15 protein-coding genes and 1 pseudogene are annotated in these 14,939 nt (G+C 61.9%); 8 read left to right on the forward strand and 8 right to left on the reverse strand.

Annotated elements, in window-relative coordinates:
• Positions 1 to 360: 360 nt before the first annotated feature.
• From AADX97_RS18485 to AADX97_RS18505, 5 genes are read right to left on the reverse strand one after another with little or no spacing between them, the layout of a single operon-like run.
• Positions 361 to 2,076, reverse strand: coding sequence for a DUF262 domain-containing protein (locus tag AADX97_RS18485; RefSeq protein WP_374235053.1), 1,716 nt, complete (start codon positions 2,074 to 2,076; stop codon positions 361 to 363).
• Entirely contained in the window at positions 2,073 to 2,738 is a 666-nt protein-coding gene (locus AADX97_RS18490) for a PDDEXK nuclease domain-containing protein (protein ID WP_374235051.1), read from the reverse strand. The genes AADX97_RS18485 and AADX97_RS18490 overlap by 4 nt, the downstream gene beginning before the upstream one ends.
• A 7-nt stretch (positions 2,739 to 2,745) precedes the next feature.
• Positions 2,746 to 3,072 (reverse strand): Fic family protein, encoded by a 327-nt coding sequence (locus AADX97_RS18495; RefSeq protein ID WP_374235050.1) that lies wholly within the window; start codon positions 3,070 to 3,072, stop codon positions 2,746 to 2,748.
• Positions 3,073 to 3,108: 36 nt separating this feature from the next.
• Positions 3,109 to 3,231, reverse strand: coding sequence for a hypothetical protein (locus AADX97_RS18500; RefSeq protein WP_374235049.1), 123 nt, complete (start codon positions 3,229 to 3,231; stop codon positions 3,109 to 3,111).
• A gap of 22 nt (positions 3,232 to 3,253) precedes the next feature.
• Complete coding sequence (locus AADX97_RS18505; protein WP_374235048.1) at positions 3,254 to 3,568, reverse strand: winged helix-turn-helix transcriptional regulator; 315 nt, start codon at positions 3,566 to 3,568, stop codon at positions 3,254 to 3,256.
• 140 nt (positions 3,569 to 3,708) lie between these two features.
• On the opposite strand from AADX97_RS18505, the gene AADX97_RS18510 reads away from it, so the two are divergent.
• From AADX97_RS18510 to AADX97_RS18545, 8 genes and pseudogenes are all read left to right on the forward strand, one after another.
• Positions 3,709 to 3,945: a thioredoxin family protein gene (locus tag AADX97_RS18510; RefSeq protein WP_374235046.1), complete on the forward strand. Its 237-nt coding sequence runs from the start codon at positions 3,709 to 3,711 to the stop codon at positions 3,943 to 3,945.
• A 387-nt stretch (positions 3,946 to 4,332) separates the two neighbouring features.
• Positions 4,333 to 7,416, forward strand: coding sequence for a BPTD_3080 family restriction endonuclease (locus tag AADX97_RS18515; RefSeq protein WP_374235151.1), 3,084 nt, complete (start codon positions 4,333 to 4,335; stop codon positions 7,414 to 7,416).
• Between the two features lie 234 nt (positions 7,417 to 7,650).
• Positions 7,651 to 7,986: a type II toxin-antitoxin system VapB family antitoxin gene (locus tag AADX97_RS18520; RefSeq protein WP_374235045.1), complete on the forward strand. Its 336-nt coding sequence runs from the start codon at positions 7,651 to 7,653 to the stop codon at positions 7,984 to 7,986.
• Between the two features lie 138 nt (positions 7,987 to 8,124).
• Complete coding sequence (locus AADX97_RS18525) at positions 8,125 to 8,349, forward strand: hypothetical protein (RefSeq protein ID WP_374235044.1); 225 nt, start codon at positions 8,125 to 8,127, stop codon at positions 8,347 to 8,349.
• Positions 8,339 to 8,494 carry a hypothetical protein gene (locus AADX97_RS18530; protein ID WP_374235043.1) on the forward strand — a complete coding sequence of 52 codons (156 nt, stop codon included), beginning with the start codon at positions 8,339 to 8,341 and terminating at the stop codon, positions 8,492 to 8,494. Before AADX97_RS18525 ends, AADX97_RS18530 begins: the two co-directional genes overlap by 11 nt.
• Before the next feature lie 480 nt (positions 8,495 to 8,974).
• Positions 8,975 to 9,922: pseudogene (locus AADX97_RS18535) on the forward strand (site-specific DNA-methyltransferase); the annotation flags it as partial.
• A 1,339-nt stretch (positions 9,923 to 11,261) separates the two neighbouring features.
• The gene (locus tag AADX97_RS18540; RefSeq protein ID WP_374238931.1) at positions 11,262 to 11,567 is read left to right on the forward strand and encodes a four helix bundle protein; all 306 of its coding nucleotides are present in this window, start codon (positions 11,262 to 11,264) and stop codon (positions 11,565 to 11,567) included.
• Between the two features lie 344 nt (positions 11,568 to 11,911).
• Positions 11,912 to 12,322 carry a hypothetical protein gene (locus AADX97_RS18545; RefSeq protein ID WP_374235042.1) on the forward strand — a complete coding sequence of 137 codons (411 nt, stop codon included), beginning with the start codon at positions 11,912 to 11,914 and terminating at the stop codon, positions 12,320 to 12,322.
• 53 nt (positions 12,323 to 12,375) lie between these two features.
• Here AADX97_RS18545 and istB read toward each other — a convergent pair whose 3' ends face one another.
• The 3 genes from istB to AADX97_RS18560 form a co-directional block, all read right to left on the reverse strand.
• A complete protein-coding gene (gene istB / locus AADX97_RS18550; protein ID WP_374239312.1) occupies positions 12,376 to 13,131 on the reverse strand; it encodes an IS21-like element helper ATPase IstB in 756 nt (251 codons plus the stop codon).
• A 57-nt stretch (positions 13,132 to 13,188) separates the two neighbouring features.
• Entirely contained in the window at positions 13,189 to 14,730 is a 1,542-nt protein-coding gene (gene istA / locus AADX97_RS18555) for an IS21 family transposase (protein ID WP_374238589.1), read from the reverse strand.
• Between the two features lie 29 nt (positions 14,731 to 14,759).
• The coding region (locus AADX97_RS18560; RefSeq protein ID WP_374238713.1) for a hypothetical protein at positions 14,760 to 14,939 on the reverse strand (180 nt) is incomplete at its 5' end.

Below are 14,939 nucleotides of genomic sequence, written 5' to 3' on the forward strand. Positions count from 1 at the left end.
GCCGGTAGGGTGGACGAGCGAGAGCAAAGTCCACCGAACCCTGCGCCGGCCCTGGTGGACTGCGCTGCGCTTGTCCACCCTACCGCTCCCGCCACCCAAGCCGTCCGTCGCTCGTGACGCCCGCTCTGCGGTGTCACGCATGCCTCAAGGCGCTCTGCGCCTCGTGCCGCAACGGTTGGACTTAGGCGAATACCGGAAACCCTCATAGCAACGGCGTAGGTTGTGCCGAGCCGCGCGAGGCACAACCAACCGTCGGCGCAAGTTGTGCTTCCTATCGTCAGCACAACCTACGGGTATGGAAGTTTGCGGAAATCACCTTAAGGACAAGGCCGGCGGGGCCATGAGACAGCCGGATCTGCCTCATTCCGCAGGGAAATCGACCCGCCAGATCGCGCTTGCGATCTTGGCAAGGCGCTTCTGTCTTGCGTTGATCTTGGCTTCGCTCCACTCGTCATAGTGCTCGGCGACAGCGCGGGTGATCTGGAACACACTCTTGGCGTAGGCAGCGCGTTTCTGCTCGTAGCCTTGGCGACCCACGTCTCGGTTTACCGATGACTCCAGCGGGGTCATGTTGCCCAGACGATAGATCAGCCTGTCCTGTTTTGACTCGTCGATCTGCGCCCAGTCTTCCGAAGGATTCTCCGGCAGGATATGCTCCAGGTTATAGGTCGCGCTCTCGAAGTCGAGGGACTGATTCGACGTTTGATGCTCGATCTCGAACAGGATGTAGCGCACCACCTTACGGTTTCGCGAGTTGGTCGTCCTCAGCTCCTTCTCGCCGAACGCCGCCTTGAAGTGTTCGTCGTCCGGGTAGATGTCGCGCAGCTCGGGCAAAATCGCGTGCAGGCTCGCCAAGGCGCCGTACGAGATCCGTCGCGCGACGCCGTTATAGACGCGCTCCTGATCGTGGGTCTGCAGGTTACAGATCACGTTGTAGCGGAATGAGATCGCCGCAACGGCGCGTAAGACCCGCGAGAAGGTGTCGCGATCGGTCTCGGCGAAGGTCTCGTAACAGGCCAACAGCATCGCCAAGGGCTGGCGCACATTGAACATCAGCAGTTGCTGCAACGCCTTGCTCTCATCCGCCGTCCAGATGGCATCCTGCGGATCGCGCAGCGCAGCATAAACCTCGGCGCTGCGATCCAGCCCACGCAACAACGCGAACGCCTTCTCCCGCGTGTCGAGGTGCCGCCGGATGGTCTTGAACAGGTCGCTCTTGCGCACCAGCGTGTACCGGCTGTTCCAAAACACGCGCAGGAACTCGGGAAAGCTTTCGCTGCCCAGCAGGCCAACGATGCGTTCCCACCGCTCCTCCAATGCCTTGAGCTCGGTCTCGTGCGCATCCCCGGCGCTGATAACCGAGAACAGCGCGTTCTTCAACAGATCGGTTGCCGACAGGCGCACGCCGCGCGCGTTCAGGGTCTCGAAGACCTTGAAGGCATTCAGCTCATCGGTGACCGTGATCACCGTGAAGAACAGCTTATCCACCAGCGTGTCGAGAAACGCGGCCAGCCGCTCCCCACTGTCCACCTGCTGGCCGACCCGCGCTTTCAGCTTGTCGCGAAACCAGATGAATGCCTTGCGCAACTGATGCTCCGAGGCATTCAGACCGCGCTGAGGCAGGGTCTCCAGAGGAATCAGATAGGTTTGGAAGAACCGGTTGTTGTGCCGATTCAGCTCCAGCTTGGGGCGCGGGATCAGGGACACCGGATCCAGGTAGCCGATGTAGCTGTTTTGCAGGGCGTCACGTCGGCGTTGATTGTTCTCGGCATCGATCCCCGCCGTCACGAGGTCCGTCAGATGCCCAAGGCCCGCCAGGATCATCAGGCTGAGGGTCGTGATGCGCTGCTGGCCGTCGATGATGTCGAAGCGTTTGCTGTCGCTGCTGCGAAGGACCAAATAGCCCATGTAGTGCGCCGACTCACCGTCCTGCTCGAAGAGGCCGAGCAGGTCTTGCCAGAGGTCGTCCCACTCGTCATCCGTCCAGGAATAGTCGCGCTGGAATGGCGGAACATGGTAGCTCAAGCCATTTCCCAGCAACTGCCGGAAGGTTTGATTGGCGGTGTTGAAGTTCATTGCGACTCGATGCCTTCCAGCAAGGCGGCAATCTGCTCCGGCGCGGGTAATTGTCCGGTCAGCTCCTTGAGCAGCGTGCGGGTGATTTCGTAAGTCGCCACGCCGATCGGCTTGTTGGCATCGTGCAGGGCATATTCCACGATGGTGCGGTTTTTTTCCTTGCACAGGATGATGCCGATAGACGAGTTCTCGTCCTCCTGGCGAACCTGTCGATCCAGCGCGGTGAGATAGAACTGCATCTTGCCGATGAATTCGGGCTGAAACTCGCCTATTTTCAAATCGATGGCCACCAGGCAACGCAGCCGACGGTGAAACAGCAGCAGGTCGATGAAGAACTCGCGGCCATCCACCTCCAGCCGGTACTGGCTGCCCATGAACGCGAACAGGCCGCCCATGGCGCGCAGAACGTCTTCGATCCTGCCGATCAGCGCCCGCTCCAGCTCGCGTTCGCTGTGCTGCTCACCCAATTCGAGAAAGTCGAAGATATCGTCGTTCTGGTTGGCCCCGATGTCCCAAGACAGGCCCGCGAGCTCGGTATTGATCGCCTTCAGCGCGGCATACTGAGCCGCGCGGACACGCTCCTTCACGGACGCCAGCAAGCCGGGATAGTCGGCCGGTAAAGCATCGGGAGGCAAGGGCGTTGGCGATGGATCTTTGATCATGGTCCACTCAATCCTCACTTTTGCCGCCAAGCCGCGGAATCTTGATCAGCCGGTACTTCTGCAAACGGCTGCCGGGTCTATCGGGAATGGTATAAGCAATGACCGCCTGGTCCAGCAACTCCTTGATAGCGCGTTTGAAAGCCCCGGTTTTCGACTCAAGGCCGAGGGCCTCCATCAACTCGGAGGCGGAGAGCGGGCCGTCGGACAGGGCTTGAACAATGGATTCTGACTGGGCGCCGGAGCCGCAGGCCGGATCGCAGATTCTGATCTCTTCAGGGCTGCCGATACGCAGAAAGTCGGTTTCCGGTTCCTCTGACTTGATGTAGTAGTCCATCTGCTCAATGAGCCGAGACTTCGGGCGATTGAGCATCTACAAACGGCCGAGCGAATTTTCGACCAGGTAACGCACGATCCAGTGCGGGGTGAAAAGCTGGGTCGCGGCCGGGATGCTGTCCGGCACGATCTTTTTGCCCTTCTTGAGTCCCTCGAACACCTGGTCCTTCTTCTCGGCTTCGTCACTCGTCGGCCGAGTCGAGCGTCCTGATCTGATCGATGATGCTCGCCAGCTTCCGCCCCTTTTCGGTCAGTCCGTATTCCGTGCGCGGCGGGGACTCGGCGAAGACCTGCTTGGACAACAAGCCGTAGTGGGTCAGTTTGCGCAGCCGTTCCGACAGGACCTTGGTCGAGATGCCGTCGATATGACGTTCCAGGGCTCCGGGTCGAGCGATCTCGGCGCCGACGGCTTGCAGAACCGAGACCGACCATTTGCAGCCGACCACGTCCTCAAGTTTCTTGTAGGTCGAGCGTAGTGGCGACGGTGGTTTTTTCATTGTCCTGAGAATCAGTAAATTACACCAAAAGGTGCCCGGCTTACCGAAAAGTGCCCGCTATTCGAGGGGTCCTGTTGCTCCTACTATCCAAGACAGGCTTCGGCATCGCGCCTTGGCCACCCATCAGAACGGAGACCAGGATGAAGAGCAAAGCGATCTTCTACCACGCCGGTTGCCCTGTCTGCATCGCGGCAGAGCAAAATTTAACCAACGCCATCGACCCCGCAAGGTATGAGGTCGAGGTTGTCCATCTCGGCACCGATCGCGGGCGCCTGGACGAGGCGGAGGCATTCGGAGTCAAGTCCGTGCCGGCCTTGGTCATGGACGGGACGGCGTTTCACATCAACTTCGGTGCCGGCATCGATGCGTTGAGATAACCGTCGCCAGGGGTTTGACGCGGCTCGATCGCCAAGAGACCCATGATGGCCTCGCAGGCGTGTAGGTTGTGCCGAGCCGTGCGAGGCACAACCAACCGTCGGCGCAAGTTGTGCGTCCAATCGTCGGCACAACCTACGGGGATGGAGTTTTGCGGAAATCGCCTGAAGTCCGCGATCCCTGCCGCGACGGGGCTGGTTCCGGCTCCGCCCCCGCGAGCGCTGCCGAGCGCGCCGAACGTCGAGTTTGTCATCTCCACCGCGATGCTCTAGCCTCCCCGAGACAGCGGCCATCGCGCCACGCCAGACAGCGTGTCTGACCCGTCTGATGCCGAAGCGGCAGCGCGCGGGGCGACGCAGGACTTCAGCACCCATCGTCAGGAGACATACATGGGGCACCCCTTCTTCGACCGACCGATTTTAAACTCGCCATACGCCTATCCCTCGCGCCACTGGGAGCTGGACGCGACCGGTCAGCCGACACACCGGATCCTCGAAACCCGGCGTCGCGCCGAGTTCATCACGCCCATCCCCAAGCCGAAGAAGCAGAAGGGCGCGCCCAAGCAGGCCGAGCTTGCGTTCGACGAAGGCAAGGGTCTCAGTACCGAGGCTCAGCTCTATGATCACACCGCCGTCATCAACGCGGTCCGCCAAGAGGTCGACCGCTGGCGGCTGGATCCCGACCCCAACCACTGGCGCGTCACCCCCGAGACCGCTCGCCTCCTGCAGCACTGGCGCCACCATGACTTCAGCAGTCTTCGTCCCTTTTTCTGCCAGATCGAAGCCGTCGAAACGGCCATCTGGCTGACCGAGGTCGCGCCGCAGATCGGCAAGACCGGCGAACGCTTCCTGACCCACTTGGCGGATGCCAACCATGACGCCAACCCCGAGTTGATGCGTCTGGCCCTAAAGCTCGCGACCGGCGCCGGCAAGACCACGGTCATGGCCATGTTGATTGCCTGGCAGACCATCAACGCCGTGCGTCGGCCCAGCAGCAAGCGCTTCAGCCGTGGCTTTCTCATCGTCGCGCCCGGTCTGACCATCAAGGACCGTCTGCGTGTCCTACAGCCCAACGACCCGGACAGCTACTACGCCAGTCGTGAGCTGGTGCCCACGGACCTCCTCGACGAGGTCAACCGCGCCAAGATCGTCATCACCAACTACCACGCCTTCAAGCGCCGCGAGCGGATCGAGCTGTCCAAAGGCGGACGTCTGTTGCTGCAGGGCCGCGGCGGCGAGGCCCTGAACACGCTGGAGACCGAAGGCCAGATGCTCCAGCGTGTCATGCCGGATCTGATGGGCCTGAAGAACATCCTCGCCATCAACGACGAGGCCCACCACTGCTACCGCGAGAAACCGAACGCGTCCTCGGGGAGCGCCCCCGAAGGCGAGCTGAAGGGCGACGACAAAAAGGAGGCCGAGAAGAACAACGAAGCCGCCCGGCTCTGGATCTCCGGGCTGGAGGCCGTCAATCGCACGCTCGGGCTGGCGCGTGTCCTCGACCTCTCCGCCACACCCTTCTTCCTGCGCGGCTCGGGCTATGCCGAAGGCACGCTCTTTCCCTGGACCATGAGCGATTTTTCGCTGATGGATGCCATCGAGTGCGGCATCGTCAAGCTCCCGCGCGTGCCGATTGCGGACAACATCCCCGGCGGCGAGATGCCCATGTTCCGCAACCTCTGGGAGCACATCCGCGCCAAGATGCCCAAGAAGGGGCGCGGCAAGGCGGCCTCGCTGAATCCGCTCGACCTTCCGCCGCAGTTACAAACCGCCTTGGAGGCGCTCTACGGCCACTACGTCAAGACCTTCGATCTCTGGGCGGCGGCCGGGGTCGCGTCCCCGCCCTGCTTCATCGTGGTCTGCAACAACACCGCCACGTCCAAGCTGGTCTACGACTACATCTCCGGATTCCAGCGCGACCAACAAGACGGCAGCACCAAGCCGGAGCCCGGTCGCCTGCCCCTGTTCCGCAATCACGACGAGCACGGCAACCCGCTACCGCGCCCCCGAACCATTTTGATCGACAGCGAGCAACTGGAGTCGGGCGAGGCGCTGGATGCCAACTTCCGCGCGATGGCGTCGGACGAGATCGAGCGCTTTCGCCGCGAGATCATCGAGCGCACCGGCGATGCCCGTCAGGCCGAGAACCTGACCGATCAGGACCTCTTGCGCGAGGTCATGAACACCGTCGGCAAGCCCGGCCGACTCGGGGCCGAGATTCGCTGCGTCGTCTCCGTCTCCATGCTCACCGAGGGCTGGGACGTCAGCACCGTCACGCACGTCCTCGGAGTGCGCGCCTTCGGCACCCAGCTCCTATGCGAGCAGGTCATCGGCCGGGCGCTGCGCCGCCAGTCCTATGATCTGAACGAAGAGGGGCTCTTCAACGTCGAGTATGCCGACGTGCTCGGCATCCCCTTCGACTTCAACGCCACGCCCACGGTCGCCCCGCCGCAGCCGCCGCGCGAGACCATCCAAGTCAAGGCGATACGGCCCGAGCGCGACGCCCTGGAGATCCGCTTCCCCCGTGTCGCCGGCTATCGCACCGAGCTGCCGCAGGATCGCCTGACCGCCCAATTCGACGCCGATTCCATCCTGGTCATCTCCCCCGAACTGGTCGGCGCCGCCGAGACCCGCAACTCCGGCATCATCGGCGCGACCGTGGATCTCAACCTGGTCCATACGGGCGACGTGCGCCAGTCTCAGGTCCTCTACGAGCTGACGTCTCATCTCTTGCTGAGTCGCTTCCGCGACGCCAACGGCGAGCCGCAGCTCCATCTGTTCGGCCAGCTCAAGCGCATCGCGCGCCAATGGCTCGATGCTTACCTGCAATGCAAGGGCGGCACCTATCCGGCCCAACTCAAGTACAAGACCCTCGCGGACATGGCCTGCGAGCGCATCACCGCCGGCATCACCCGCGCCCAGATCGGCGAGCGGCCCATCATGGCGCTGCTCGACCCCTACAACCCGGTCGGCTCCACCAGGCACGTCAACTTCAACACCTCCAAGACCGAGCGTTGGGAGACCGACGCGCGCCGCTGTCACCTCAACTGGGTGATCCTCGACAGCGACTGGGAGGCCGAATTCTGCCGCGTCGCCGAGGCCCATCCGCGGGTCCGGGCCTATGTCAAAAACCACAACCTGGGCTTCGAGGTCCCCTACCGGTATGGCTCCGAGATGCGCCGTTACCGACCCGACTTCATCGTTCAGCTCGACGACGGCCACGGCGAGGAGGATCTGCTGAACCTCACGGTCGAGATCAAGGGTTATCGCGGCGAGGATGCCAAGGAAAAGAAGACCACCATGGATGTCTACTGGGTGCCCGGCGTGAACAATCTCGGGACCCATGGCCGCTGGGCCTTCGCCGAATTCGCCGATGTCTACCAGATCGAGTCCGATTTCAAAGCCAAGGTCGAAAGCGCGTTCAACACGATGATCGAGAAGGTTGTCGGCAAGCCCCAAACACAGGATGCTTAGAGATGGCTTAAAAACAAAGGTGTACAGATGCATGACCGGCATCAGATGTAGGTTGGGCAAAGCGCAGCGTGCCCAACTGCTCCCAGCGATGCCGGCGCGGGTTGGGCACGCTGCGCTTTGCCCAACCTACGTGTTCATGTTGTTTTTGACTCGTTTCTTGGCTGCGTCCGGGAGCAGACATCGCCGAAACATCCAACGCGACCATCTGGACATGACAGGGGAGACAACAACGATATGCATATATCCGTAACCCTGGATGACAACTTGGTCGAGGAAGCCCAACGGCTGACCGGTTTGACCCAACGGAAGGATCTCATCCAAGAAGGCTTGAAGGCATTGATTGCCCGTGAGAGCGCCCGTCGTCTGGCACGTTTAGGGTGTAGCGAGCCGCCCTCCGGCGCCGAATCCGCCGATGTGCCCATCGCGGGTGAGGATCCCGCGCGCACCGCCCAGTGGCAGCATCTGTTGAGCCTGCGTGATGACCCCATTGCGGATGGCATGCATCTGATGGATTGGGATGAGATCAACGCCGAGGTGCGTCGACGTCAAGGCGGCGCGGCCGATGAATAGTGTCGTACGACCAAGGCATAGCTCGTGACACCCGCTCTGCGGTGTCACGCATGACCCGTGGCGCTCTGCGCCACGTGCCATGATGGCAGGATCTAAGATCAAGGCCCATTGAGGATAACCATCCAGAGGCTCAAGCCCATGACTAAGAGCATCACCTTCAACATCGAAGAAGAATTGATCGAAGCTGCGACACGACGCGCCGCCTCGGAGCGCACGACACTCGATGATCTGTTGCGTCGTTGGGTCACGGATTACGCCGAGCGGCAGGAGACGGTGCGAGCATTCGATGCCTTGACACGGGAGTTGAGTGGAAAAGTCCGCATTGGTCGAAAGCTGACGCGCGAGCAAATGAATGAGCGTTGAACGCTTTCTCGACACCAACGTCCTGCTCTACGACTCGCTCATCGTTGCTGCAGCCCTCGAAGCCGGCTGTACTCGGCTGCTGACCGAAGACCTGCAGCATGACCAACGCATCGAAACCCTGATCGTTGAGAATCCGTTCATCTAAGGACTCAAGATGGCCCCCAAACCAGCCCCGCCAATCACCGTCGAGACCCTCACTCACGACGAGGCCACCCGCAAGAACATCCCGACGGCCGAATACCAGTCGGTGATGCGCAAGGACGAGCAGGACCCGGTCCGGGTGACCTATGCACGCGGACCCGTCGAGCAGCCCGATGCGCTCGCGGACGAGAAGGCGCAGCGCAACCGCGACCTCGACCCACAGCTCATCTGGCGCGGCAAGGATCAACAGGATTGGAGCGACCTCGTCGTCCATGCGCCGCCGCTCTATATCCAAGAGAAGGTCCACCCCAAGGCGTTGATCGACGATTTGCGTCGGCAGTTGGTTGGGAGTGACGCGGGGGAGCGCCAGCTCGATCTCTTTTCCGACTTCAACGGCATCCCCAAGGACGCGGACAAGACCGAGTTCTATCGACACGACCAGAACTGGTCGAACCGCATGATCCTGGGCGACTCGCTTCAAGTCATGGCCAGCCTCGCCGAGCGAGAAGGTCTACGCGGCAAGGTCCAGTGCATCTACATCGACCCGCCCTACGGCATCAAATTCAACAGCAACTTCCAATGGAGCACCACCAGCCGAGATGTGAAGGATGGCAATGTCGCGCACATCACCCGCGAACCGGAGCAGGTGAAGGCGTTTCGGGATACCTGGCGGGATGGCATTCATTCCTATCTGACGTATTTTCGGGATCGGCTGACGGTTGCACGTGATCTGCTGAGCGAATCGGGATCGATCTTTGTGCAGATTGGGGATGAGAATGTGCATCGGGTGCGTGCGGTCATGGATGAGGTTTTTGGGGACGCTAATTTTTTATCTCTTATTACAATCAAGAAGACAACGGGAGCCGGCAGTCCGGCAATCGGAACCAAGGTTATACCAGCGACAACGGACTTTATTGTGTGGTATGCGAAAACAGCCGAGTCGGTGAAGTATCGGCAGGCTTACGTTCAAAAAAAAGAAGAAGATACTAAGGGTTATGACTATGTCAAGGATGCTTCTGGACTTGTCATCGCAAAGACGAAAGACGCTGTTGGATCGCTTTGCTCATTAGATAATTTGACCTCCCAAACAGGTGCGGATTCGACGCGACAATCGGTCGATGTTTGCGGACGCTCATTTCAGCCGAGATCGGGTGGTTGGAAGACCAACGAAACAGGCATGCTGAAGTTAAAGAGGGCAGCTAGGCTAGGCATAAAAGGCAATACACTGCGATACGTACGAGTATTCGCAGATTTCCCTGTTCGCCCGCAAGTAAATCTCTGGGACGATATCTCTCAGGGCGGATTTGTTAGTTCGGCGAAGGTCTACGTCGTGCAGACGAACGAGGTTGTCGTTCAACGCTGCATTTTGATGACCACCGATCCCGGCGACCTCGTCCTCGATCCGACCTGCGGCGGGGGCACAATCGCCTATGTCGCCGAGCAATGGGGCCGTCGCTGGATCACCATCGACACCTCCCGCGTGGCACTCGCGTTGGCCCGTGCCCGCATCATGGGCGCCCGTTATCCCTATTACCTGCTCGCCGACTCGCCCGCGGGCCAGCTCAAAGAGGCCGAGATCACCCGCAGCGCCCCCTCGTCGCAGCCGACCCGAGGCGACATCCGCCACGGCTTCGTCTACGAGCGCGTCCCGCACATCACGCTCAAGTCCATCGCCAACAACGCAGAGATCGACGTCATCTGGGACAAATGGCAGGAGACCTTGGAGCCCCTGCGCGAGCGGCTGAACGCCCTCCTCGTAGGATGGGCTGAACGCAGTGAAGCCCATCATTCCGGCACCGCCCGCAACGATGGGCTTCGCTCCCGCTCAGCCCATCCTACAAGCGGCCCCGCGCCATTCGAGGAGTGGCAGATGCCGCGCGATGCCGAACCCAATTGGCCGCAGGAGGCCCGAGACGTCCATGCCGACTGGTGGGTCGCGCGCATCGCCCGCCAGCGGGAGATCGACGCCTCCATCGCCGCCAAGGCCGACTCCGAGTATCTCTACGACAAACCCTACACCGACAAGAAGACTGTCCGCGTCTCCGGCCCATTCACCGTCGAGAGCTTGTCGCCCCACCGCGTGCTCGGTGTCGACGAGAACGACGAGCTGATCGACCCGGCCAACAGCGTCGCCAATCCCGATGCTGGTTACGGAGACAAGCCGACCTTTTCGCAGATGATCCTGGACAACCTCAAGGTCGCCGGTGTGCAGCAGGCTCATAAGGACGACAAGATCACCTTCACCTCGCTGACCCCGTGGCCCGGCGATCTCATCTGCGCGGAGGGGAGGTTTTCAGTGGATAGTCGCGAGGGGCGAGTGGAGCGTCAGAGATCGCTCGCCACGGACCATTCCCAGCTATCCACTCATCACTCGCCACTCACCACTGAAAATCGCGCAGCGATTTTCATCGGCCCCGAGTTCGGCACCGTCACCCGCCCCGATCTGGTGAGCGCCGCACGCGAGGCGGGCGACGCCGACTTCGACGTCTTGATTGCTTGCGCCTTCAACTACGAAGCCCACGCCACGGAGTTCAACAAGCTCGGACGCATCCCGGTGCTCAAGGCGCGCATGAATGCCGACCTGCACATGGCCGAGGATCTGAAGACCACCAACACGGGCAACCTCTTCGTGATCTTCGGCGAGCCGGATATCATAGTGGCGAGTGAAGAGTGGTTAGTGGATAGCAATGGAAAGCGGGTGGCGCCTTATGACATCTATCAATTCATATCGGGACTTGATCGTCTGGAAGAAATCAATGGACTTGGCCGTGATGATCTATGCCGAAACGCGGCAATTGCCCGCCGAAGAGAGATATGGGATTTCCTCGCAGATGCGTCGCGCGGCCTCGTCGGTGGCGGCGAACATCGCCGAGGGTCAGGCGCGAAGGACGACGGGGGAGTTTCTCCAGTCGCTTGGTATGGCGCGCGGCTCGCTGGCGGAGCTCGAGACCTTTATCGAACTCTGCGCGAGGCTGGAGTACATCGCTCTGGCGAATTCCGAAGCCTTATTGAGCGTCTGCGCCGAGATCAACAAAATGCTCGCAGCGTTGATGCGCTCGCTTGCCACGCGCCACTAACCACTCGCCACTATTCACAAGTCACTATTTTCGGCGTGGATGTCTTCCACCCCGGCACCGGCGAGGTTCGCAGCGACGGCCCCGAGGGCATCGCCTGTTGGTTCATCGACACCGACTACAACGAAGAGAGCTTCTTCGTTCGCCACGCCTACTTCCTCGGTGCCGAGGATCCCTACAAAGCGCTCAAGACCACCCTCAAGGCCGAAATCGACGAAGACGCCTGGGCGAGCCTCAACAGCGACACCTCGCGGCCCTTCCCCAAACCCGCCTCCGGGCGCATCGCGGTGAAGGTGATCAACCACCTGGGGGACGAGGTGATGAAGGTCTTTCGGGTGGGGTCCTAGATGACTGCCAGCGAGACAGCGGAGAAAGACGGCTTCCTCGCCTCGATCAAGGCGGAGGGCCGATCAAGTCCAGCGGGCATGCACTGGCAAGCCTTCTATGAGTTCCTGCTCCGCAGCGGGGAGCCGAGTGCGTCGAAACCGCCGGCTCCGCTCATTCTCGCCGCGTCGGGCGCATCGGACGATGCCAAACACCGCCGACTCGCAGAGCAACTCGATTGGGCGATTCGCCATGGCGTGTTCAAGGACGCGGTCGAGTTCTTGAAGACGATACCCACGGAGCATTGGAACCTGAACTCGCCCGCCCAGTGGTATACTGCGTATTCCGGCGAAAGTGGCCACCCGGTCCGAAGAAAAGTGGCCACTGGTTCTGATTCAATCCGGCCAGTCAGTCCGAAGGAAAGCGGCCGGTGATTCCGGCCAAAGCGGCCAGTCCGAAGTGGCCCCGCGACACGGGATGGGTTTAGTTACGCGAGGGCGGGGTCGTCTGTCAACCCGGAGGCGTGTTTGCGCATGGAGTCTCCGGTCAAGTTGATCTTGTAGGCGCAGTGGACGAGGCGATCGAGGATGGCGTCGGCGAGGGTCGGATCGCCGAGGTAGTCATGCCAAAGGGTGACCGGGAGTTGGCTGGTGACCAGGGTGGCGCACCGCTTGAATCGGTCGTCGAGGATTTCGAGCAGATCGCGTCGCTGCTCGTCATTCAAAGGGGCCAGTCCCCAGTCGTCCAGGACCAGCAGATCGGTGCGCGCCAAGTCGGCGAGCAGCTTGGTGTAACGTCCCTCGGCGCGGGCCATCGCCAGATCCTGCAGCAGCCGGGGCAGGCGCAGGTAGCGCACGGTGAAGCCGTCGCGACAGGCTTTGTTGGCCAGGGCGCACGCGATCCAAGTCTTCCCCACGCCGGTCGGCCCGGTGAGGATGACGTTGAGGTGCTCGCCGATCCACTGACCGGTCGCCAGGCGGCTCATCAGGGCTTTGTCCAGGCCGCGGTGAGTGCGGTAGTCGAGGTCTTCGATGGCCGCCGGCTCACGCAATTTGGCCTGTTTCAGACGGGTCTTCAGGCGTCGATTCTCACGCGTGGTCAGTTCGCGATCGAGCAGCAGGCCGAGGCGCTCCTCGAAGCTCAGGGTCTGGATCTGCGGCATGTCCACTTGTTCCTGCAGGGCTTTGAGCATGCCGTCGAGGCGCAGTTGTGCGAGGGTCTCGAGGGTGGGGTGAAGCAACATGGCGATGGTCTCCGGAGTCGGTGAGAACCCCGTCGTTCGACGGGGTCATGGTGACGGTCAGTGGTAGTAGTCGGCGCCACGCAGATTGGCGTGATCCAGCGGCAGACTCAGCTGATCGGGAGTCGGCAAGGGCCGCTGATCAAGTCCTTTCTCCAGGATCGTGGCGAGGCTTCTGTAACTGACGGTGCCGAGGGTGAGCGCGCGCGCACAGGCCGCCTCCAAGCGGGCCTCGCTGTAGGCCGTGCTCAGGCGCATCACCCCGAAACAGGCATTGAAGGCCTGTTGCGGATGGCGCCGCGCGCCGAGCAGCTGCGTGGTGACGGCGGCGGTGGCCGGGCCGATGGTGTGCGCCCACCGCTGCAGGCGTTCCGGGGTCCACTCCAGGGCGCGCTGATGGTGCTCCGGCATGTGGTCGGTCACCGTGGTGTAGCCGCCCCGCAGGGGGCTGCGGACATGGCTGGCAACCCGCTTGCCGTGGTGCAGGACCTCCACCGTGGTGGTGGTCAGCCGCACATCGACCTGGCGTTTGACCAGGGTGTGCGGGACCGAGTAGAAGTGCCCGTCGACCTCGATGTGAATGTTCGGCGCCACCCGTGCCTTGCGCCATTCGGCGTACTCATAGGGGGTTGCCGGCAGCGCGCGCAGGGCCGGGCGATCGATCGCCTCGAATTGGCTCAGGCGCGAGCCTTCGAGCTTTTTGAAGGGACGGGTATTGAGGGCCTGCAGGTGCGTGGCAATGACCCCATTGAGCTCGGGGAGCGAGAAGAACTCCTGGTGGCGCAGGCGGGCCAGGATCCAGCGTTCCACCAAGAGCACACCGCCTTCGGCCTTGGCCTTATCCCGCGGTTTGCGCACCCGTGCCGGGATCACCGCCAGCCCGTAATGGGTGGCGAAATCCTGATAAGTCGGATTCAGATCCGGCTCGTACCGGTGTGCTTTGCTGACGGCGCTTTTCAGATTGTCGGGGACGATGATGTCCGGGCAACCGCCGAGAAAGTTCAGCGCGCGCACCTGTGCGCCGATCCAATCGGGGAGCGTCTGCGTCCAGGTCGCCTCGGCATAGGTGTAGTTGGACGCCCCGAGCACCGCCACGAAGATCTGCGCGGTGCGGATCTCCCCGCTGCCGGGATCGATCACCGCCGCAGTCTGCCCGGCGTAGTCCACGAAGAGCTTCTCCCCGGCCCGATGGGTCTGGCGCATGACCACATCCACGCGACCCTTCCAGAGGCTGTAGCGGGCGCAGAATTGGCTGTAGGAATAGCCCTCGGGATGGCGCTCGCGATACTCCTGCCAGAGCAGGAACAGCGTCATGCCTTTGCGCCGCAACTCCCGATGAACGACATCAAAGTCGGGCTCGACCAGCCCGCGCTCGGTGGGGCGACCGCCCGGCTTGAACAGCCGCCGCTCCACCTCGCCCGCACTCAGGCCCTCCGGCAACGGCCACGACAGCCCTGCCGCCTCGGCGCGATCCAAGTACTCCGACACCGTTGTTCGCCCGATTCCGAGCGCACGGGCGATCTCCCGCACCGACCGCCCGGAACCCCATTTCAACCGCAACACCTCTTCGACTTTTCGCATGGATAACCTCTCTCGTGGCATCTGAGCACCTCCTGAAAAAAGGAGGCACCCTACGCAGGGTTATCCCGTGTGGCGAGGCCCCCGGCCAGGGTGGCCGGATCAACCGGAATCGGTGGCCGCTTTGCGCCGGAATCGGTGGCCGCTTTGAACCGGAACGAGTGGCCGGTTTGAACCAGAATGGGTGGCCGCTTTAAATCAGATTGGGTGGCCGGATTGGGCCGGAATACGCA

The sequence above is a fragment of the Thiocapsa sp. C2-2m genome, from assembly GCF_041903745.1.
GTDB lineage: Bacteria > Pseudomonadota > Gammaproteobacteria > Chromatiales > Chromatiaceae > Thiocapsa > Thiocapsa roseilacustris.

Excerpts from the sequence above, each read along its gene's own strand:
- AADX97_RS18485 (WP_374235053.1), bottom strand. The coding sequence starts at position 2,076 with ATGAACTTCAACACCGCCAATCAAACCTTCCGGCAGTTGCTGGGAAAT.
- AADX97_RS18510 (WP_374235046.1), top strand. The coding sequence starts at position 3,709 with ATGAAGAGCAAAGCGATCTTCTACCACGCCGGTTGCCCTGTCTGCATC.
- AADX97_RS18515 (WP_374235151.1), top strand. The coding sequence starts at position 4,333 with ATGGGGCACCCCTTCTTCGACCGACCGATTTTAAACTCGCCATACGCC.
- AADX97_RS18525 (WP_374235044.1), top strand. The coding sequence starts at position 8,125 with ATGACTAAGAGCATCACCTTCAACATCGAAGAAGAATTGATCGAAGCT.
- istA (WP_374238589.1), bottom strand. The coding sequence starts at position 14,730 with ATGCCACGAGAGAGGTTATCCATGCGAAAAGTCGAAGAGGTGTTGCGG.
- AADX97_RS18520 (WP_374235045.1), top strand. The coding sequence starts at position 7,651 with ATGCATATATCCGTAACCCTGGATGACAACTTGGTCGAGGAAGCCCAA.
- AADX97_RS18490 (WP_374235051.1), bottom strand. The coding sequence starts at position 2,738 with ATGATCAAAGATCCATCGCCAACGCCCTTGCCTCCCGATGCTTTACCG.
- AADX97_RS18540 (WP_374238931.1), top strand. The coding sequence starts at position 11,262 with ATGATCTATGCCGAAACGCGGCAATTGCCCGCCGAAGAGAGATATGGG.
- AADX97_RS18505 (WP_374235048.1), bottom strand. The coding sequence starts at position 3,568 with ATGAAAAAACCACCGTCGCCACTACGCTCGACCTACAAGAAACTTGAG.
- AADX97_RS18530 (WP_374235043.1), top strand. The coding sequence starts at position 8,339 with ATGAGCGTTGAACGCTTTCTCGACACCAACGTCCTGCTCTACGACTCG.
- AADX97_RS18545 (WP_374235042.1), top strand. The coding sequence starts at position 11,912 with ATGACTGCCAGCGAGACAGCGGAGAAAGACGGCTTCCTCGCCTCGATC.
- istB (WP_374239312.1), bottom strand. The coding sequence starts at position 13,131 with ATGTTGCTTCACCCCACCCTCGAGACCCTCGCACAACTGCGCCTCGAC.
- AADX97_RS18495 (WP_374235050.1), bottom strand. The coding sequence starts at position 3,072 with ATGGACTACTACATCAAGTCAGAGGAACCGGAAACCGACTTTCTGCGT.